Raw genomic sequence first — 18181 nt, 5'->3', positions numbered from 1 at the left:
CAGTAAAAGAACATCTATGTACAACAAACATATATTTACGCTTATATTTTTAACGCTTGGCATTCAAGTTGTTTTTGCTCAAGAAGAAGAGGAAAAAGATTTGGGTACGGAGACCGTAACGGTAACTAAAGCATATACGCCAACCGTTTCAGATGCTTTTAAGATTAAGTCGGTTCCTAACATGAACGATTCTATCGTGCTGCAGAAAAAGCCTATTAATTATAGTATTTTTTCCGTTCCCGTAGCATCTACGTTTACACCTAATAAGGGTACGGCATCTAAAGTTGAAAGATTGCCACCACCGGTACTATATAATTCGTATGCCTCCTTAGGTGCGGGATTGTATGGTAATGTGTTGGGCGAATTTTATACCAGTAGAACCATTAATAGAGATGAAAATTTCGATATTGGCTTCAATCACTTATCGTCTCGTGGCGGTATTGATGGTGTAGAATTGAGCGATACGTTCTATGATACCAAATTAGACGCATCATACGCAAAGCGTGATCGCGATTTAGATTGGGGTGCAGCAATAGGTTTACAACATCAATTGTACAATTGGTATGGTATTGAGCCAGGAGTATTCAGTGAAACGGTACTAAATAGTATTGATGAACGCCAAAACTATTACATGGGCGAAGCTAGTGGTCATATTAATGTGGAAGACGCTTATTTTAAAAGAGCAGATTTAAAATACCGACGATTTTTTGACGCAGTAAGTTCAGGGGAAAACAGAGCTATATTCAATACCGGATTTGAGTTTCCGGTTAACGAAGAAACTTTAAATGCAAAAGTAAATGTAGATTATGTGGGCGGTACTTTTGAAAATGCGTCTGTAAGCAGTACGACCAATGACAACGGAATCTCTTATAGTAATTTACAAGTAGGTATTAATCCGTCTTTAAAAATGCTACGCGATGATCTTTCGTTGAATTTAGGAGTAAATGTGGTCTATGGAATGGATTTAGAGAATAGTGAAAGTAACTTCTATATTTACCCGGCCGTAACAGCTTCATACAGATTATTAGATGAAACCGTAATCGCTTATGGCGGAGTAACGGGAGAATTAAAGCAGAACTCTTATTATGATTTAGTAGAGGGTAATCCGTTTGTTTCTCCGACCTTGAATATAGCACCTACAGATAGTCAGTATAATGCTTATGTAGGTTTTAAGGGTCAGTTGTTACCTAATTTGAGTTATAATGTAAAAGGGTCGTATTCTGCAGAGAACAACAGACCGCTGTATACATTGAATCCTAGAAACGATTTTAGGTCAGATGATAAAGGGTACTATTATGGTAATTCATTTGATGTGTTTTATGATGACATCAAAACCTTGGGAATTTTTGGAGAGTTGAATGTTGATGTCAACCGTAATTTTACTGCAGGTGTAAATGTAGCCGTGTATGATTATAATACAGAAACCGGTAACCCAGCTTGGAACTTGCCAAATTTACAGGCATCATTGTTTATGGACTACCAAATAGGAGAGAAGTGGTATGCCGGTGCAAATTTATTTTATGTAGGCGAGCGAGATGATTTTTCATCATCTGCATTAGAAAATGTGCCATCAAGCGATTTTCCGGCAGCCTTAATAACTTTAGATGGTTATTTTGATGCTAACGCACATGTTGGGTATCGTTATACAGATCAATGGTCGTTCTTTATAAAAGGAGCAAATCTTTCTAATAACGCTTACCAAAGATGGGCTAATTTTCAAGTGCAAGGAATTCAGATTTTGGGAGGAGCAACTTATAAGTTCGATTTCTAGAAAACAATTATTAAAATATTTGAACGCCTAAGAGTCGGTTTTACTGATTTTTAGGCGTTTTTTTATTTTTTCACATTTAAAACCAAACCCTCTTCAAATTACTTCGTAGGTATTCTTGATTCAACTAATAAAATCAATAATATCATATGAAAAAATCTATAATTTATTTAGCAATTTTAGCAAGCGCACTATTTGTGGCTTCATGTAGTGACGATGACGATGCCATGGTAGATGTTACACCAGATGCCACTTGTGAAGACGGAGTAATGAACGGTGATGAGACAGGTATTGACTGTGGTGGTTCTTTTTGTGAGCCCTGCGGTGAAGGAATGACGGTTTTAGGTCGTAGAACAGACCTTTTCGTAACCAACAACGATAACGGAAATATTTCACGTTACAGCGTAACCGGAGATTCTTTGGTTACATTCATGACAACAACTACTGCTGCTGAAGGTATTTATTTTGATGCTACAACAGACGTAGTTTTCCAAGCATCTAGAAGTGCATTGCAATTAGAAGCTTTTACAGATGTAAGTACTTTAATGGACGGTGATGCAGTTGCCCCTGCTTATACAAGTGGAGCTGATTTGGAGAGCCCACGGGAATTAGCGGTTAACGGTTCTTCTTTCGTAGTTGCCGATAACGGTGCCAACAAATTCTTCGTTTATGAAAATACAGGAAGCGGATTCACATTGACAAGTACTGTTGAGGTTCCTTTCCCAGTTTGGGGTATCACTTTTAAAGGTGATGATTTATATGCGGTAGTTGATACAACAGGAGATTTAGCAGTGTATTACGATTTTCTTTCTAATGCTGCGAATGGTGTTTTGAGACCATCGAAAAGAGTAACTGTTGAAGGTATTGTAAGAACACACGGTATTACGTACGATGGTGCTGATGATGTTATGGTATTGACCGATATCGGTGATGCTACAGATGCAAATACAGATGGTGGTTTTCATGTAATTTCTGATTTCTCATCTAAATTCGATGCCTTATCTGATGGTGAATTATTACCAGTAGGTATGCAAGTAAGAGTAGCGGGTGCTTCAACATTAATGGGTAACCCAATCGATGTTGCTTATGATTCTGAAACCGATGCTGTTTATGTTTCTGAAATAGGAAATGGTAAAGTATTAGGATTTACTGCTATTGGTTCTGGTGGAAATTTAACTCCGTCTTTCAATAAAGATTTAGCGATGGCTTCATCAATTCAATTTAGTAGTAATGAAACTGATGGTAATACAGGCGATTCTAGTAGCGCTAGAGCAACAAGACTATACGCAACAAGTACTGCAAATGGTAGTGTAAGTGTGTATGACGGTTCTGGTGTTTTGGTAAAAACAGTTGCTACGGGTTCTGATGCTACTGAAGGTATTTATTACAATGCAATGAACGATGCAATTGTTCAAGCTTCAAGGTCAGGAATGGCATTAGAATACTACGGTAGTTTTGCAGCAGTTACAGATTTAGCGAATATCGTTGCTGATTTTGCTGGTGGTGCCGAATTGGCTAGTCCGAGAGAGATTGCTGTTTTTGGTAACAAGGTGGTAGTATCTAGTAATACAGAGAATAAGTTCTATGTATACGAGTACAATGGTTCTAGCTTTAGTCTATTAAATACGTTTGATGCCGGTTTCGATACTTGGGGTATCACGTTTATGGGGAATACTCTTTTAGCTGTAGTTGATTCCACTAGCGATTTAGCGGTGTACAATAATTTCTTAACAGACTTTTCTGCAGATGGTGCAATTACACCAACTAAAAGAATTACTGTTGATGGTATTATTAGAACACATGGTATAGATTATAGCGAAGCAGATGATGTATTGATAATGACCGATATAGGTGATGCTGCTGATGCAAATACAGATGGCGGATTTCAAGTAACTCAAGATTTCTCTACTAAATTGGCTGCTGCAGACAATGGCGGAACATTAGCACTTTCTGATCAAACAAGAGTTGCAGGTTCTTCAACAGAAATGGGTAACCCTATTGATGTAGCTTATGATCATAAAACAAAAACAGTATTTATTGCAGAAATCGGTAATGGTAAAGTACTTGCCTTTTCAGATGCTTTGAATGCGAGTGGTAATATAGCGCCAGCGGTTAGTAATGACTTAATGGCTGCGGCATCTATTTACTTATATAATAATTAAAAAAATATAGTTTAGGTTAGATTGTTTGGTGTTAAAAACCCTTTCTCAGAAATGAGGAGGGGTTTTTGCATTTTTGACCAATGGTATAATTTTATAAGATTTCTGTATTTTAGAGATTCTGTACAATGCACATGTCTACTAGAATACCACATTTCGGAATTATAAGTATGCTTATGCTTTGCATTCATTTTTGCGGATTCGGACAAAATTTGGTGGTGAACCCTAGCTTTGAAAAGTATAGAGATTGTCCGGTTAAACTTGGTAATCTTGAAAAGGATGTTTTAGACTGGAATATGCCCACATTGGGTTCTACAGATTATTTCAATGGTTGCAGTATTGCTATGGGTACCCCCGAAAATTTTAATGGGAAACAACCTGCAGATTTCGGAGTGGGTTATGTTGGTTTCTACATGTATGCACCTAATGATTATCGAGAATATATTCAAGCAAAACTAAGTACAACATTGACGAAAGGAGAACGGTATGCTATTTCATTCTATGTGAGTTTGGCAGAACGGTCAGATTTTGCGGTGAAAGAATTTGGTATCCGGTTTGCTGAGTTTCCTGTTGCTATTGAAACTACCAAGGTGTTATCTGGCTTGCATTTTTCTAAGATGAAAGGAGAAGTATCCGCAGCACTAGAAATATCCTATTCCAAATATTATTCCGATGAAATCAAATGGGTGAAATTGACGACGGAATTTGAAGCCACAGGTACCGAAAACTATATGATCATCGGTAATTTTAAGAACAACAAACGGACGCAGAAATATCAAACGAAAAGAAAAATTACCAAAGGCTCTTATTACTATTTAGATATGGTTTCGGTATCAAAAGTGAAATCAAATCTTCAAAACTCAGCTGTTACCGTACTTAAAGAATATGAATTGGATAGGGTACATGTATTTAAAGATGTTTATTTCAATTCTAATAAAGCTAAAATTAGAGGAGATCATCAGCAAGAAATGGAATCGCTGCTTGCTTATTTAAAAACGAATATAGCTATTGATATTGAAATTTTAGGGCATACCGATATTGTTGGGTCAATTTCTTTTAATCAGCGATTATCACTAAGGCGAGCTAACGAAGTTGTTACCTATTTGACTGAAAACGGAATACATAAAAACAGAATTACCGCTCAAGGTTTTGGCAGTTCAAAACCAATTTCTACCAACGAAACAGAAGCCGGTAGATTTCTCAACCGGCGCGTAGAATTTATATTGAGTAAAGCCGATTAATAATCAGAATACTCAGTTGGGTACAATAAATCAATATCTGCATGACTGACCGTATTTAGGTATTTATCCATCACAGAAATTTCTTTCCATTTGTCAGAATCAACAAAGTCTTTCCAAAGCGCATCTCTCTTTTTTATATTTGTAAAGGTTGTCATGTACATAAGGTTGGGCATTTTATCTCCAGAAATGACATCAGCATAGAAAACAGCATTGAATCCTAAATCTTCAAAAAGTTCTACTTCTCCGCCTTCATTGAACATGTCTACTTTTCTATTGTACATGGCTTCGGTTGGCCCTTCATAGCTTCTTAGTTCATACACTCTGTCAGCGCGTTCACCTTCTACTTCGCTAGGTTTCATTTTAGGCATATCTGAGAAAGCACGAAGTAGTATTGAACTTATTCTTTCATATGGTTTTTTATCATAAGTGGCATGTATATATTCAGCCCCAGCCGAAAGATGGGTCTTATCTACCGCCAACATGGCTTCTAGCTTATCAAATTCGGTCAAAGATTGAAATGGAATTAGCACATAAATTTTATTACTGACTTTAAACTTGTCGAGTCTTACTTTGAATACTCCGATATTATCAATACCCATTCTTTTTAAAGCAGGCATATAGGCGTTCTTTAAATAGTCATCGACCATTTTTTCTTGCGCATCACTTTTAATGGTGTAGGTTTTTAGTTCGTAGTACTCTTTTTCTTGTGCTAAGCTTGAAAAAGAAGTGATTGCTGCAAGCAAAAATAGAAGTATTGATATTGAGAATTTATTTTTCATGTATTCTGATTTGTTTTTCGGTAAACAAGTTAATCATAAAATGAGTGAACGCTATACTAGACTTTGTTGCTAACAATATTTCTATGTTAAAACACCTTGATAAAAGTACCAAAGCACCCTTTTCATGTGTTGTTTTAATTGATGATGGATTTTTGATATAGTACTCGAAATACGTTTATCTAGTCTTTTCTTTTTTAATAATCAGTTCTAAAAAAGAGGATAATAGACAGTAAAAAAAATCATTTTTAACTTTATTGGTTAACATCTTGCTGTTCAAGTAGAAATCAATTTATCTTTACATAAAACACTACAAAAATGGATTTGAATTTAGCAGTATTGATAGATGGCGATAATATACCGTCAGCTTATGTAAAAGAAATGATGGAGGAAATTGCTAAATATGGTAATCCTACCATTAAACGTATTTATGGCGATTGGACCAACCCACGCTTAGGGAAATGGAAAAATGTATTGCTTGAAAATGCTATTACACCTATTCAGCAATACGGCTATACGCAAGGTAAAAATGCCACCGATTCTGCCATGATTATCGATGCTATGGATGTGCTTTATTCTGGTAAGGTAAACGGATTCTGTATTGTTAGTAGTGATAGTGATTTTACACGTTTGGCTACACGATTAAGAGAAGCAGGTATGCAGGTATTTGGTATTGGCGAGCGAAAAACTCCTAATCCGTTTATTGTAGCTTGTGATAAATTCATTTATATAGAAATTCTTAAGGGTAGATCAGAAGAAGAAACTTCAGATGCTACAGATAAAACTCCGACAGAAAAGAATACGGTTGATAAGATTACGCCTAAAGCATTACGTTTTATTTCAACAACTATAGATGATGTTGCCGATGATGATGGTTGGGCTTTTTTGGGCGATGTTGGTAGCTTATTACAAAAGAAGCAACCTAATTTCGATTCTCGTAATTACGGATTTCAAAAACTGACTCCGCTAATCAATTCCATTCCTCATTTCGAAATTGAAAGAAGAGAAGATTCTAAGGGACGTAAAAAGCTGATTTACGTAAAAATTAAGGAGAAGGCGAATTCCAAATCCAAAAAGTAAACGGTTTCTGAAATTCCGTAAAATAGACTTCATTGCATAGTATTAGTTTTGTATTTTTCAGTACAAATTCTAATACTATGATTCGTACACTTTGGCTTTTATTATTCGTTGCTGTTATTACTTCATGTAAAGAATCTCCAAAAGAAGAACAGATCGCCACAACGAAACCTATTGCTGAGGTTTTTACCGAGTTTTATGAGTTTAAGAAAAGCATCAACCCTATAGAGGCTACCAAAGCTGGTTTTTCGGCATATAATGATACCATAGCCAATTACATTTCTGATGATTACATTTTACATCTAAAAGATCGATACTCTTATTTTTTAGATGAATTAAGTAAATACGATTCCACGAACGTTAGTGCTGCCGATTATATGAGCATGCGTGTTATGCAGTGGGATTGTACTGTGAAGTTAGAAGGCGTTATGAACCCTATAGTAACGGTTGCTTCACCAATTTATGATTTGCCGAATTTTGAGTTAATGCCACTTTTTCAGATACAATCGTTGCATTTGTATGTTGCCCAATTGGCAGGTGGTACCAGTGTACAGCCCTTTAAAAGTATTGAAGATTATAATAATTGGTTAAGTAGGTTAGAAGATTACTTGGTATTTTTAGATACGTCTATCGAAAAGATGAAAATAGGTATGGATAAAGGTGTTGTGCTGCCAAAAGTGCTGACCTTAAAAATGTTGCCACAGATACAGTCGTTTATTGATGTTCCGCTTGAAGAAAATCTATTCTATCAGCCGATAATGAATTTCCCTGAGGGACTGTCTGATGTTGATATGGATATACTGCAAAGTAATTATGAAGATTTCATTCAAGAAAAATTAACTCCTAAGTATATAGAATTAAATAAGTTTTTAACCGAGGTATATTTGCCTGCTTGTAGAGATACAGATGGCATGTTAGACTTGCCCAACGGAAAAGAAACCTATCAATATTTAATAAAATTACATACCACTACAAACATGAATGCTGATGAAATTCATGAATTAGGTTTGTCTGAAGTAGCTCGTATTTCTAAAGAAATGGAAGCAGTAAAAAAAGAAATAGGGTTTAAAGGAGACTTAAAATCATTCTTCAATTCGTTGCGTAATAAAAAAGAACTGATGCCTTTTTCAAAACCAGAAGAAGTCATTGAAAGTTTTAATGCTATAAATGATCGCATTGCCTTAGGTATAGATTCGTTATTTGCCTTGACCCCAAAAGCGGGTTTCAATGTGCGTAGAACAGAAGCATTTAGAGAAGCATCGGCAAGTGCAGAATATGTGCCAGGATCAAAAGACGGATCGAGAGCTGGTATTTTCTATGTTCCGATTCCTGATGTTAAGAGTTATAATATGGTGCATGATGAGGCTTTGTTTTTACATGAAGCCATACCTGGGCATCACTTTCAATTAAGTTTACAGCAAGAGAATAATGAGCTTCCTGAATTTTTGCATCCTGAGAGTATGGGTGTATTTGTAGAAGGTTGGGCGTTATACGCAGAATCATTAGGAAAGGAATTGGGAATTTATACAGACCCTTATCAGTATTTTGGTATGTTGAGTATGGAGATGCATAGAGCAATTCGCTTAGTAGTTGACATAGGTATTCATGCAAAAGGTTGGTCTAGAGAAAAAGCCATTCAATATTCATTGGATAATGAGGCGGAGTCAGAAGAAAGTATTATAGCCGAAATAGAACGTTATATGGCTACTCCGGGTCAGGCCCTATCCTATAAAATGGGTCAACTGAAAATTAGAGAATTAAGAACAAAAGCAGAAAAAGCCTTAGGAGATAAATTCAATATTAGGGAATTTCATAGTCAAATATTAGATTCTGGTAGTTTACCTTTGGTATTATTAGAAGAAAAATTAAACAATTGGATTGTAGCGAAAAATAAATTGCAGTAGTAAAAACCTTACAATCTATAAAATATATTTAAATTAGTATCGTTACTAATGCACATAAAACAATACTTTATAAAATGAACACTAACCATGTTTTAATAAAAATTGTCTTATTTACAAATGTTTTATTTATGAATTCGTTTATCGAAAATGGTTCGGTAAATTCATCATTCGATGGTATAAAGCATGAGCAAATAATAGATAAAAGCCCTGTTTTGGGTGTTTGGGAATTTTTAATGCCAGATGCTGATGCACCTTATAGAAAGGGGCGTATTTTCATATCGAAACCAAATAATGTTTACCAAGTTGTCATTAGCTTAAAAACGGGTTCTTTAAATGGTCAAGATATTAGGGTTGATGATAATCGCATCAATTTTAATATTAATATAGAAGGTATAGAACGTACCTCTTTTGTTCTTGAAGTAGAAGGTGATAAGATGATTGGCGAATTTTATTCTGAGAGTGGCTCAAGCGATGTTTTAGCAAAGCGCCAATTACCTCTAGAATAAAGATTTAAATCTTTCCGAAAAAATACTTAGTTTTCAGTAATTATTTAAAAAGGCACTTATAGCCTTATTTGACGATTTTACTAACTAACTATTTTTGTTTTGAAAAAACTACTTCCAATACTACTTGTGTTATTATCTGGTTGCGAACTCATGAAAGAGAAAGTCGACCTCGTAATCGTAAATGCCAAAGTCTATACCGTAGATGATTCTTTTTCTGAAGCACAAGCGTTTGCTGTGCAAGATGGTAAGTTTATAGCTGTAGGGACTACAGATGAAATAAGAGATGTTTATACTTCTGATCAATTAATCGATGCCGATGGTAGAGCGATTACTCCCGGTTTAATTGATGCACATTGTCATTTTTACGGATTAGGACTTACACAACAATTGGTAGATTTGGTGGGTACTAAAAGTTTTGATGAAGTATTGGAGCGTGTAAGAGCATTTCATACTGCCAACCCTAAGTCTTTTGTTAGAGGTAGAGGTTGGGATCAAAACGATTGGGAAATCAAAGAATTCCCTACCAAAGCACAATTAGATACTATTTTTCCTGATATACCGGTGGCTTTAGAGCGTGTAGACGGTCATGCTTATTTGGTGAATCAGAAAGCATTAGATATGGCAGGTATCGATTGGAGCACCAAAGTCGAAGGTGGCGAAATTGTAAAAAAATGGGAAAATGGCTATTCTGGTATTACAGGAATTTTGGTAGATAACCCAATGTCACTTATAGATAGTATTATGCCGGCACCAAGTTTAGAAGATAGAATTAAGGCTTTGAAAGATGCAGAGCGTATTAGTTTGAACCACGGACTAACAACTGTAAATGATGCAGGTTTAGATAGAAGTACTATTGAGCTTATTGATAGCTTGCAACAGGCAGGTGAATTATCGATTAGAATATATGCTATGGTGAGCAATAATAAAGAAGATGTTGATTACTTTATAAATAAAGGACCAATTAAAACCGATCGATTGAATGTGCGGTCTATTAAAGTTTATGGTGACGGAGCTTTAGGTTCTAGGGGAGCTGCTTTAAGAGAAGAGTATAGTGATTTGCCTGAGCACTTCGGGGCGATGATTACTCCCGTTGCAGATATTGAAGCTTTAGCTCAAAAACTAGCAAATTCAGAATATCAAATGAATACCCACGCTATTGGCGACTCTGCAAATATTGCAGTATTAAGAGCTTATAAAAACGTACTACAAGGTAAATCTGATAGGCGATGGAAAATTGAACATGCGCAAGTACTGACACAAAGCGATTTCGATTATTTTGAAGATGGTATTATTCCGTCAGTACAACCTACTCACGCTACAAGTGATATGTATTGGGCAGAAGACCGCTTGGGAGAAAGAGTAAAAGGAGCTTATGCTTATAAAACTTTATTGAATAAAGCAGGTACAATTGCACTAGGTACCGATTTTCCTGTAGAAGACGTGAGTCCGTTTTTGACATTCTATGCAGCCGTAGCAAGACAAGATACTAGCGGATACCCAAAAGGAGGCTTTCAAATGGAAGAAGCTTTGTCAAGAGAAGAAACCTTAAAAGGTATGACGATTTGGGCAGCGTACTCTAATTTTGAAGAAGATGAAAAAGGGAGTATAGAACCAGGTAAGGTCGCAGATTTTGTCATTTACGATAAAGATATGATGACGGTGCCTGTAGCAGAAATACCTACCATTCGTGCCGAGCAGACTTTTGTAAACGGTATCGTTCGATAAAAGAATAAAAAAAAGTTCAAAAAAAAACCTCGGTCAATGACCGAGGTTTTTTTATTATATCGTGTTTCTAATTACATAGTAATTGGAACAGCAACTCTTGTTTTGTCCCAACCCATTACTAATTGAGCACCACCGTTAGCTTCTTTGAAAGCGATAGAAAATTCTTCAAGCGACGCATCATCAGAACCGTTAGGTACAGTTACACGAGCAACATCAGAAGCTTCATCGTAGAAATAAGAACCCCATTGGTTTAAGTTTTTATTCAAAATAACTGTCCATTCATCTGCACCAGGTATCGTGAATAAAGAATATGTTCCAGCTTTAACATCTTTACCGCCGAATTTTACATCCTTATAAAATGTAATTTCAGGAGCTTCGTTCGCACCTGTTCTCCATACTTTTCCTGTTGGAGCTAATTCTTCCATAGAACGACCTTTCAATTGTGGTCTTCCGTAAATAATACGTACTGCCTTTTCAGAAACTTTGTAATCTGTAGGGTAGGCAGCCATATCCATTGGGCTTTTGTCTATTCCAGAGAACTCTTGAGCAGATACTGTAGAGGTTAAAACTAAGGCTAACATTAGTGTAGCTAGTGTAAATACTTTTTTCATAATCATTTGTTTGGTTTTCTAGGTCATAAAACTAAGCAGTTCCTTACACTAGTGTTAATAAAAAGAAGTTAAATTTTTGATTGTTACATTTCATCACGTTTTAAACATGAATTTATAGCAATATATGTCAAATCGAACTTAAAATGTATTTTATAATTACAATATGTAACCATAATTGACATATGTGTTTGTTAATTGAAACAATAAATTGATATTTGTATTCGAAATGATATAATTATTAGATTATGTGTGGAATAGTATGTGCATTTGATGTTAAGGAAAGTACTGAAGTACTTAGGCCTCAACTTTTAGAGATGTCGAAGAAAATTAGACATAGAGGTCCAGATTGGAGTGGTATCTATGCAGATGATAAAGCCATTTTAGCGCATGAGCGTTTGGCTATTGTAGATCCAGCTTCTGGAAAACAACCATTATTGAGTCCGAATGGTAAATTGATACTAGCGGCTAATGGTGAAATATATAATCATAGAGAGTTACGTAAGCAATTTGAAGGCAAATACGATTTTAAAACAGAGTCTGACTGTGAAGTAATATTGGCTTTGTATCAAGAAAAAGGAGTTGACTTCTTAGATGAATTGAACGGTATTTTCGGTTTCACTATTTATGATGCTGAGAAAGATGAATATTTTGTTGCTCGTGATCATATGGGTATTATTCCATTATATATGGGATGGGATAAAAACGGAACATTCTACGTAGCATCAGAATTAAAAGCATTAGAAGGTACGTGTACTAAAATAGAATTATTTCCTCCAGGACATTATTTACATAGTTCTGACGGACAATTAAAAAAATGGTACACTAGAGATTGGATGGAGTATGATGCCGTTAAAGACAACGCAACAAGCATACAAGAAGTTAAAGAGGCTTTAGAGGCTGCAGTTCACAGACAGTTAATGTCTGATGTGCCTTACGGAGTTTTATTATCAGGTGGTTTAGATTCTTCTGTAACCTCTGCTATTGCTAAAAAATACGCGCAGAAAAGAATTGAAAGTGGCGATACTGTAGATGCATGGTACCCACAATTACACTCTTTCTCTGTTGGTTTAGAAGGATCACCAGATTTGGCAGCTGCAAAAAAAGTTGCTGATCATATCGGTACCGTACACCACGAAATTAAGTTTACTATACAAGAAGGTTTAGATGCTATAAAAGATGTTATTTATAACATAGAAACTTATGATATTACCACCATTCGTTCTTCTACGCCAATGTACTTAATGGCTCGTGTTATTAAGTCTATGGGGATAAAAATGGTGTTGTCTGGTGAAGGTGCAGATGAGTTGTTTGGAGGTTACCTATACTTTCATAAAGCGCCAAGTGCACAAGAATTTCACGAAGAGACCGTACGTAAATTAGATAAGTTGCATATGTACGATTGTTTAAGAGCTAATAAGAGTTTAGCTGCTTGGGGAATTGAAGGTCGTGTACCATTCTTAGATAAAGAGTTTATGGATGTTGCTATGCGCATCAACCCACAAGATAAAATGATCAACGGCGAACGTATGGAGAAATGGGTAGTTCGTAAGGCATTTGAAGATATGATACCAGAAAGTGTAGCATGGAGACAAAAAGAGCAGTTTAGTGATGGTGTTGGTTACAGTTGGATCGATACCCTAAAAGAATTGGTCGACAAAGAGGTAACCAATGAGCAAATAGAGAATGCGGCATTCCGTTTTCCTATCAACACACCATTAAACAAAGAAGAGTATTACTATAGAACAATTTTTGAAGGGCATTTTCCTAGTGATGCTGCAGCTTTAAGTGTACCACAAGAGGCAAGTGTAGCTTGTAGTACAGCGACAGCTTTAGAATGGGATGAGGCGTTTAAAAATATGAACGACCCTTCTGGTAGAGCAATAGCTAACGTACATGACGAAGCATATGTTAAACAATAGGGTTTGAATTAGTCATTATATCTATTGTCAAAACCCCGTCTACTTTGTAGACGGGGTTTGCTTTTTTATAAAAATGAAGTAGACTATAAGTCGTTTATCATTTTTTTCAATTTCTCTTTAGACTCTCCGGTTTTTTCTTGAATTCTTCCTAATAGCTCATCAGATTTTCCTTCCGCGTAGGTTAGGTCATCATCTGTTAAGTCAGCATATTGCTGCTTAAGTTTCCCTTTTGCTATATTCCATTTTCCTTTAAATTGTTCCTCGTTCATAATAGATTGTTTTAAGATTATGACTCTAAATTAACATCCATATCTAAAGTAAATCTTAATTTTTCCCCATTAACAGCGATAGCGCAAGTAATCAGCTTTATCCCGTCAATTTCAGGTGTAAAATGTTAACATAGTGTAAAAATTAATGCCTTTTTTGATGGAATTATGACAATTTACTATTGGTCAAATAGGTTGGCTTTAAGGATTTTTTCGGCTTTCTCACTTCAATTTAGGGCTGTTTTATAATTTATGCCGCTATTTAAGAGCTGAGGGCTAATTTTCCACAATTATTGTTGATAACTTGCATTTGTCCAATACCTAGAAAGGCTATATTTCACGGGGTATTGCGTATATTTGTAAGATTGCAAAATTTGAAGTAAAACAACCATAATTTTATGAGCGAAGAAGCAAATAAGAAAAATTATTCGGCAGATAGTATTCAGGCCTTAGAGGGTATGGAGCACGTACGTATGCGTCCATCCATGTATATTGGTGATGTTGGGGTCCGTGGTTTGCACCATTTGGTATATGAAGTAGTAGATAACTCAATTGATGAGGCTATGGGTGGGCATTGCGACACCATTAGCGTAATCATCAATGAAGATAATTCAATAACCACTAAAGATAACGGTAGGGGTATACCTGTCGATCTTCACAAAAAAGAAGGCGTATCTGCATTACAGGTTGTAATGACCAAAATTGGTGCAGGTGGTAAGTTCGATAAAGATTCTTACAAAGTTTCTGGTGGTCTTCACGGTGTTGGTGTTTCTTGTGTAAATGCATTATCTGATCATTTATCGGCAACGGTATATAGAGAGGGTGTTGTTTGGCAACAAGAATACTCTAGAGGTAAAGCGTTATACCCTGTTAAAAGAATAGGAGAGACGACTGAAAGAGGTACTGAGGTAACTTTTCATCCAGATGATACCATATTTACTCAAACTATAGAGTATAGCTACGAAACTTTGGCGAACAGAATGCGTGAGCTTTCTTTCTTGAACAAAGGGGTTACTATCAGTATTACCGATAAGCGCCAAAAAGATGAAAAAGGGGAGTTTGTTAGTGAAACATTCGTTTCTAATGACGGACTTAAAGAGTTTGTTAAGTTTTTAGATGGTAACCGTGAGTCTTTGATTAAAGACGTTATTTCTATGGAAGGGGAGAAGAACGACATCCCAGTAGAAGTAGCTATGATCTATAATACGAGTTATACAGAGAATCTTCATTCTTACGTAAACAATATTAATACACACGAAGGTGGTACGCATTTATCTGGTTTTAGAAGAGGTTTGACTTCTACCCTTAAGAAATATGCAGATGCTTCTGGAATGTTAGATAAATTAAAGTTTGAAATTCAAGGAGATGATTTCCGTGAAGGTCTTACGGCAATTGTATCTGTGAAAGTTTCTGAGCCTCAGTTCGAAGGTCAGACGAAAACAAAATTAGGTAACCGCGAGGTTTCTGCAGCAGTAAGTCAGGCAGTGTCTGAAATGCTGACAAATTATTTAGAAGAGCACCCAGACGACGCTAAAACTATTGTTCAGAAAGTAATTCTTGCAGCGCAAGCTAGACATGCAGCTTCTAAAGCTCGTGAAATGGTTCAGCGTAAGAATGTAATGAGCGGTGGTGGTTTACCTGGTAAATTATCAGATTGTTCTGAACAAGATCCTGAAAAATGTGAGATATTCCTTGTCGAGGGAGATTCGGCGGGTGGAACTGCAAAAATGGGTCGTGATCGTAATTTTCAAGCAATTCTGCCTTTAAGAGGTAAGATTTTGAATGTTGAAAAAGCCATGCAACACAAGGTTTTTGAAAACGAAGAAATCAAGAATATGTATACTGCTTTGGGGGTAACTATTGGTACCGAAGAAGATAGTAAGGCATTGAATCTTGACAAACTTAGATATCATAAGGTAGTCATCATGTGTGATGCCGATGTCGATGGTAGCCATATTGAAACACTTATTTTAACCTTTTTCTTCCGTTACATGAAAGAGTTGGTAGAGCAAGGGCATATTTATATTGCTACTCCGCCTTTATACTTAGTGAAGAAAGGTCAGAAAAAACAATACGCTTGGAGTGATAAAGAGCGTGATGAAATTGCTGATAGCTACAGTGGTGGTGTTAGTATTCAACGATACAAAGGTCTTGGGGAGATGAATGCATCTCAATTGTGGGATACTACTATGAACCCAGAGTTTAGAACTTTACGTCAAATACAAATTGATAACCCGACCGAAACGGATCGTGTTTTCTCTATGCTTATGGGTGACGAAGTACCGCCAAGAAGAGAATTTATTGAGAAGAATGCTGTTTATGCAAACATTGACACATAGAAAATACCACTTACACAACAAAAACCTGCGCTTACAGCGCAGGTTTTTTAGTTTTAGGTAAAATTAGAAATATGAAAAATCTACTTACTTGTATTTTTGTTGGAACATGCTTAACGGCTTCTGCTCAAGCAGATTTCAATAATGTGCTTTCGGCCGGTGTTGAAGATGCAGAACGCTTTACAACAGATTACATGGCTCCGCTTTCTGAAAGTGTGGTGTATAGTATGTCAACAGGTTGGTATAATACCGCTGATGCAAAACCCTTAGGTGGTTTTGAAATTTCTATCATTGGTAATATTACCGGTTTTAAGAATAAAGAAGATAAGAAGACATTTATCTTAGATGCTAATGATTATCAGAATTTAGATTTTGTTGATAACCCAGGTGTGGCAAGACCGGTTTCAACTGCCTTAGGCGATATTTCTGGTACAGAAGTATTTGTGGAAGGCGAAGTATTGGGGGTAACGGTTCGTGAGACTTTTGAGCTGCCATCTGGTCTATCGGGAGAAGATATCGATTTCGTTCCTTCAGGATATGTGCAAGCAAGTGTAGGTTTGATTAAAGGTACAGAGGTAAAAGCAAGATTTCTTCCTAAAATGGAATATGAAGATGCTTCTATTGGTTTGTTCGGTTTAGGCATTCAGCATGATTTCACAAAACTATTACCGGCAGATAAGATATTACCCGTAGCTATTTCAGCAGTTATTGGGTATACCAATATTAGCGGTGATTATGATTTGGCAAATGCCAATTTAGTTGATGGTGAAAATCAAAGAATAGAAGCTGAAATTAGTAGTTGGGCATTCGGTGCTGTGGTATCTACAAAACTACCGATCATTAATTTTTATGGTGGTGTCAATTATATTACTGGTAAATCGGTAACAGATGTATTAGGTACGTACAGAGTAACGAGTGGACCTTTTGCTTCTGAAACATATATAGATCCTTTTTCAATCACTGAAAAAGTAAATGGGGTTACAGGTACTTTAGGTACGAAACTTAAATTAGGTTTCTTTAGATTGAATGCGGAATATAACTTAGGAGAATTCAATACTGCTACCGTTGGTATCAACTTCGGTTTTAGATAAAGAGAAGTTTTAAATTTAAAAAGGTCCGATAGGAATTATCTCTAATTCCGTCGGACCTTTTTTTGTGCTTTAAATAAGCGTAGGTAATACTTGTTAAAAGCTGTTTTAGAACAACAATGGGTATAAAAAAGACTGCCCAGATCCCTCCGGACAGCCTTTTTCCCATGGCCCTGTTAAAATTGTTTATTCCCTTATTGCCAATGTAGCACCATCTTTCTTCTGAAGATAAAAACCATCATCAGTAGATTTAATAGTGATTATATTGTTGGGTTTGCCGTCAAGACCTTTATACTCAACTGTATAAATATCGCCTTGTTTGGACCAATTGAAATCTGTTTTTAGGGTAGTTGTAGAACCATCGATTTCATGATATCTTCCTAAGAAAACATCATTAAAAATCCATTCTTTACGAACAGTTTGTTTCGAAGAATTTTCGGTTACTATTAATTCAGATTGCGACCATATTCCTATAATAGGATCGTTGTTTTGTTCGATCCTAGAACAGTTCGCAAGAAACACTATGGCGCATATCGCCAACAAAGAGAGGAACTTCTTAGTCATAAGTAGGTTAATTTAATTTTGGATTTGGGATCCACAGTAATTAACGTGACTAATTTTGGGTTATTACTTTAATTCGATGTATGGTAACTAATTCACGATATCTTCGTTAAAGCGCAATTTTTTTTAACAAAAGCTGCATTTTATCGATGTTTTTAAAGGCTTTGAGAGCTAATTAAATCAATAGTTCAATAGCATATTTCGTCAATAAATACCTATTTTTGGAGTGAAAATTCAATAAACA

Annotated in this window: 14 protein-coding genes; 10 read left to right on the top strand and 4 right to left on the bottom strand. The window is 36.0% G+C overall.

All coding sequences use genetic code 11. From position 1 onward, the window contains the following. Positions 1-16 precede the first annotated feature (16 nt). The 3 genes from ACJJVT_RS11900 (at position 17) to ACJJVT_RS11890 (ending at position 5168) form a co-directional block, all read left to right on the top strand. Positions 17-1771, top strand: coding sequence for a TonB-dependent receptor (locus ACJJVT_RS11900; protein WP_405398911.1), 1755 nt, complete (start codon positions 17-19; stop codon positions 1769-1771). Between the two features lie 146 nt (positions 1772-1917). Next, positions 1918-3930 carry a YncE family protein gene (locus ACJJVT_RS11895; RefSeq protein ID WP_405398909.1) on the top strand — a complete coding sequence of 671 codons (2013 nt, stop codon included), beginning with the start codon at positions 1918-1920 and terminating at the stop codon, positions 3928-3930. A 131-nt stretch (positions 3931-4061) separates the two neighbouring features. Further along, complete coding sequence (locus ACJJVT_RS11890) at positions 4062-5168, top strand: OmpA family protein (protein WP_405398908.1); 1107 nt, start codon at positions 4062-4064, stop codon at positions 5166-5168. Here ACJJVT_RS11890 and ACJJVT_RS11885 read toward each other — a convergent pair. Further along, positions 5165-5947 carry an NIPSNAP family protein gene (locus ACJJVT_RS11885; protein WP_405398907.1) on the bottom strand — a complete coding sequence of 261 codons (783 nt, stop codon included), beginning with the start codon at positions 5945-5947 and terminating at the stop codon, positions 5165-5167. The genes ACJJVT_RS11890 and ACJJVT_RS11885 overlap by 4 nt on opposite strands. A 315-nt stretch (positions 5948-6262) precedes the next feature. Here ACJJVT_RS11885 and ACJJVT_RS11880 point away from each other — a divergent pair, with 315 nt between their 5' ends. The 4 genes from ACJJVT_RS11880 (at position 6263) to ACJJVT_RS11865 (ending at position 11156) form a co-directional block, all read left to right on the top strand. Further along, positions 6263-7024: an NYN domain-containing protein gene (locus tag ACJJVT_RS11880; protein ID WP_405398906.1), complete on the top strand. Its 762-nt coding sequence runs from the start codon at positions 6263-6265 to the stop codon at positions 7022-7024. A gap of 77 nt (positions 7025-7101) precedes the next feature. Further along, complete coding sequence (locus tag ACJJVT_RS11875) at positions 7102-8925, top strand: DUF885 domain-containing protein (protein WP_405398904.1); 1824 nt, start codon at positions 7102-7104, stop codon at positions 8923-8925. 128 nt (positions 8926-9053) lie between these two features. Then, positions 9054-9431, top strand: a complete 378-nt coding sequence (locus ACJJVT_RS11870) for a hypothetical protein (RefSeq protein ID WP_405398902.1) — start codon at positions 9054-9056, stop codon at positions 9429-9431. Positions 9432-9530: 99 nt separating this feature from the next. Then, on the top strand, positions 9531-11156 hold the full coding sequence (locus ACJJVT_RS11865; RefSeq protein WP_405398900.1) for an amidohydrolase: 1626 nt from the start codon (positions 9531-9533) through the stop codon (positions 11154-11156). A 71-nt stretch (positions 11157-11227) separates the two neighbouring features. On the opposite strand, the gene ACJJVT_RS11860 is transcribed toward ACJJVT_RS11865, so the two are convergent. Continuing rightward, positions 11228-11767, bottom strand: a complete 540-nt coding sequence (locus ACJJVT_RS11860; protein ID WP_405398898.1) for a DUF2911 domain-containing protein — start codon at positions 11765-11767, stop codon at positions 11228-11230. A gap of 245 nt (positions 11768-12012) precedes the next feature. On the opposite strand from ACJJVT_RS11860, the gene asnB reads away from it, so the two are divergent. Further along, positions 12013-13686 carry an asparagine synthase B gene (asnB, locus tag ACJJVT_RS11855; protein ID WP_405398897.1) on the top strand — a complete coding sequence of 558 codons (1674 nt, stop codon included), beginning with the start codon at positions 12013-12015 and terminating at the stop codon, positions 13684-13686. Positions 13687-13769: 83 nt separating this feature from the next. Here asnB and ACJJVT_RS11850 read toward each other — a convergent pair whose 3' ends face one another. Further along, positions 13770-13955 carry a CsbD family protein gene (locus tag ACJJVT_RS11850; protein ID WP_073242819.1) on the bottom strand — a complete coding sequence of 62 codons (186 nt, stop codon included), beginning with the start codon at positions 13953-13955 and terminating at the stop codon, positions 13770-13772. Between the two features lie 395 nt (positions 13956-14350). Between ACJJVT_RS11850 and gyrB the strand changes: the two genes are divergently transcribed. Together gyrB and ACJJVT_RS11840 are read left to right on the top strand one after the other, a co-directional pair. After that, a complete protein-coding gene (gyrB, locus tag ACJJVT_RS11845; RefSeq protein WP_405398896.1) occupies positions 14351-16291 on the top strand; it encodes a DNA topoisomerase (ATP-hydrolyzing) subunit B in 1941 nt (646 codons plus the stop codon). Between the two features lie 71 nt (positions 16292-16362). Then, positions 16363-17379, top strand: coding sequence for a DUF6588 family protein (locus tag ACJJVT_RS11840; protein ID WP_405398895.1), 1017 nt, complete (start codon positions 16363-16365; stop codon positions 17377-17379). A gap of 183 nt (positions 17380-17562) precedes the next feature. On the opposite strand, the gene ACJJVT_RS11835 is transcribed toward ACJJVT_RS11840, so the two are convergent. Further along, the gene (locus ACJJVT_RS11835; protein ID WP_303597907.1) at positions 17563-17940 is read right to left on the bottom strand and encodes a hypothetical protein; all 378 of its coding nucleotides are present in this window, start codon (positions 17938-17940) and stop codon (positions 17563-17565) included. Positions 17941-18181: the final 241 nt, after the last annotated feature.

The organism is Maribacter sp. Asnod2-G09, from assembly GCF_045063795.1.
GTDB lineage: Bacteria > Bacteroidota > Bacteroidia > Flavobacteriales > Flavobacteriaceae > Maribacter.
The sequence above is the reverse complement of the archived record's forward strand: the minus strand, read 5'-3'. Positions and strand labels throughout refer to the sequence as shown.

Excerpts from the sequence above, each read along its gene's own strand:
- ACJJVT_RS11900 (WP_405398911.1), top strand. The coding sequence starts at position 17 with ATGTACAACAAACATATATTTACGCTTATATTTTTAACGCTTGGCATT.
- ACJJVT_RS11895 (WP_405398909.1), top strand. The coding sequence starts at position 1,918 with ATGAAAAAATCTATAATTTATTTAGCAATTTTAGCAAGCGCACTATTT.
- ACJJVT_RS11890 (WP_405398908.1), top strand. The coding sequence starts at position 4,062 with ATGTCTACTAGAATACCACATTTCGGAATTATAAGTATGCTTATGCTT.
- ACJJVT_RS11885 (WP_405398907.1), bottom strand. The coding sequence starts at position 5,947 with ATGAAAAATAAATTCTCAATATCAATACTTCTATTTTTGCTTGCAGCA.
- ACJJVT_RS11880 (WP_405398906.1), top strand. The coding sequence starts at position 6,263 with ATGGATTTGAATTTAGCAGTATTGATAGATGGCGATAATATACCGTCA.
- ACJJVT_RS11875 (WP_405398904.1), top strand. The coding sequence starts at position 7,102 with ATGATTCGTACACTTTGGCTTTTATTATTCGTTGCTGTTATTACTTCA.
- ACJJVT_RS11870 (WP_405398902.1), top strand. The coding sequence starts at position 9,054 with ATGAATTCGTTTATCGAAAATGGTTCGGTAAATTCATCATTCGATGGT.
- ACJJVT_RS11860 (WP_405398898.1), bottom strand. The coding sequence starts at position 11,767 with ATGAAAAAAGTATTTACACTAGCTACACTAATGTTAGCCTTAGTTTTA.
- asnB (WP_405398897.1), top strand. The coding sequence starts at position 12,013 with ATGTGTGGAATAGTATGTGCATTTGATGTTAAGGAAAGTACTGAAGTA.
- ACJJVT_RS11850 (WP_073242819.1), bottom strand. The coding sequence starts at position 13,955 with ATGAACGAGGAACAATTTAAAGGAAAATGGAATATAGCAAAAGGGAAA.
- gyrB (WP_405398896.1), top strand. The coding sequence starts at position 14,351 with ATGAGCGAAGAAGCAAATAAGAAAAATTATTCGGCAGATAGTATTCAG.
- ACJJVT_RS11840 (WP_405398895.1), top strand. The coding sequence starts at position 16,363 with ATGAAAAATCTACTTACTTGTATTTTTGTTGGAACATGCTTAACGGCT.
- ACJJVT_RS11835 (WP_303597907.1), bottom strand. The coding sequence starts at position 17,940 with ATGACTAAGAAGTTCCTCTCTTTGTTGGCGATATGCGCCATAGTGTTT.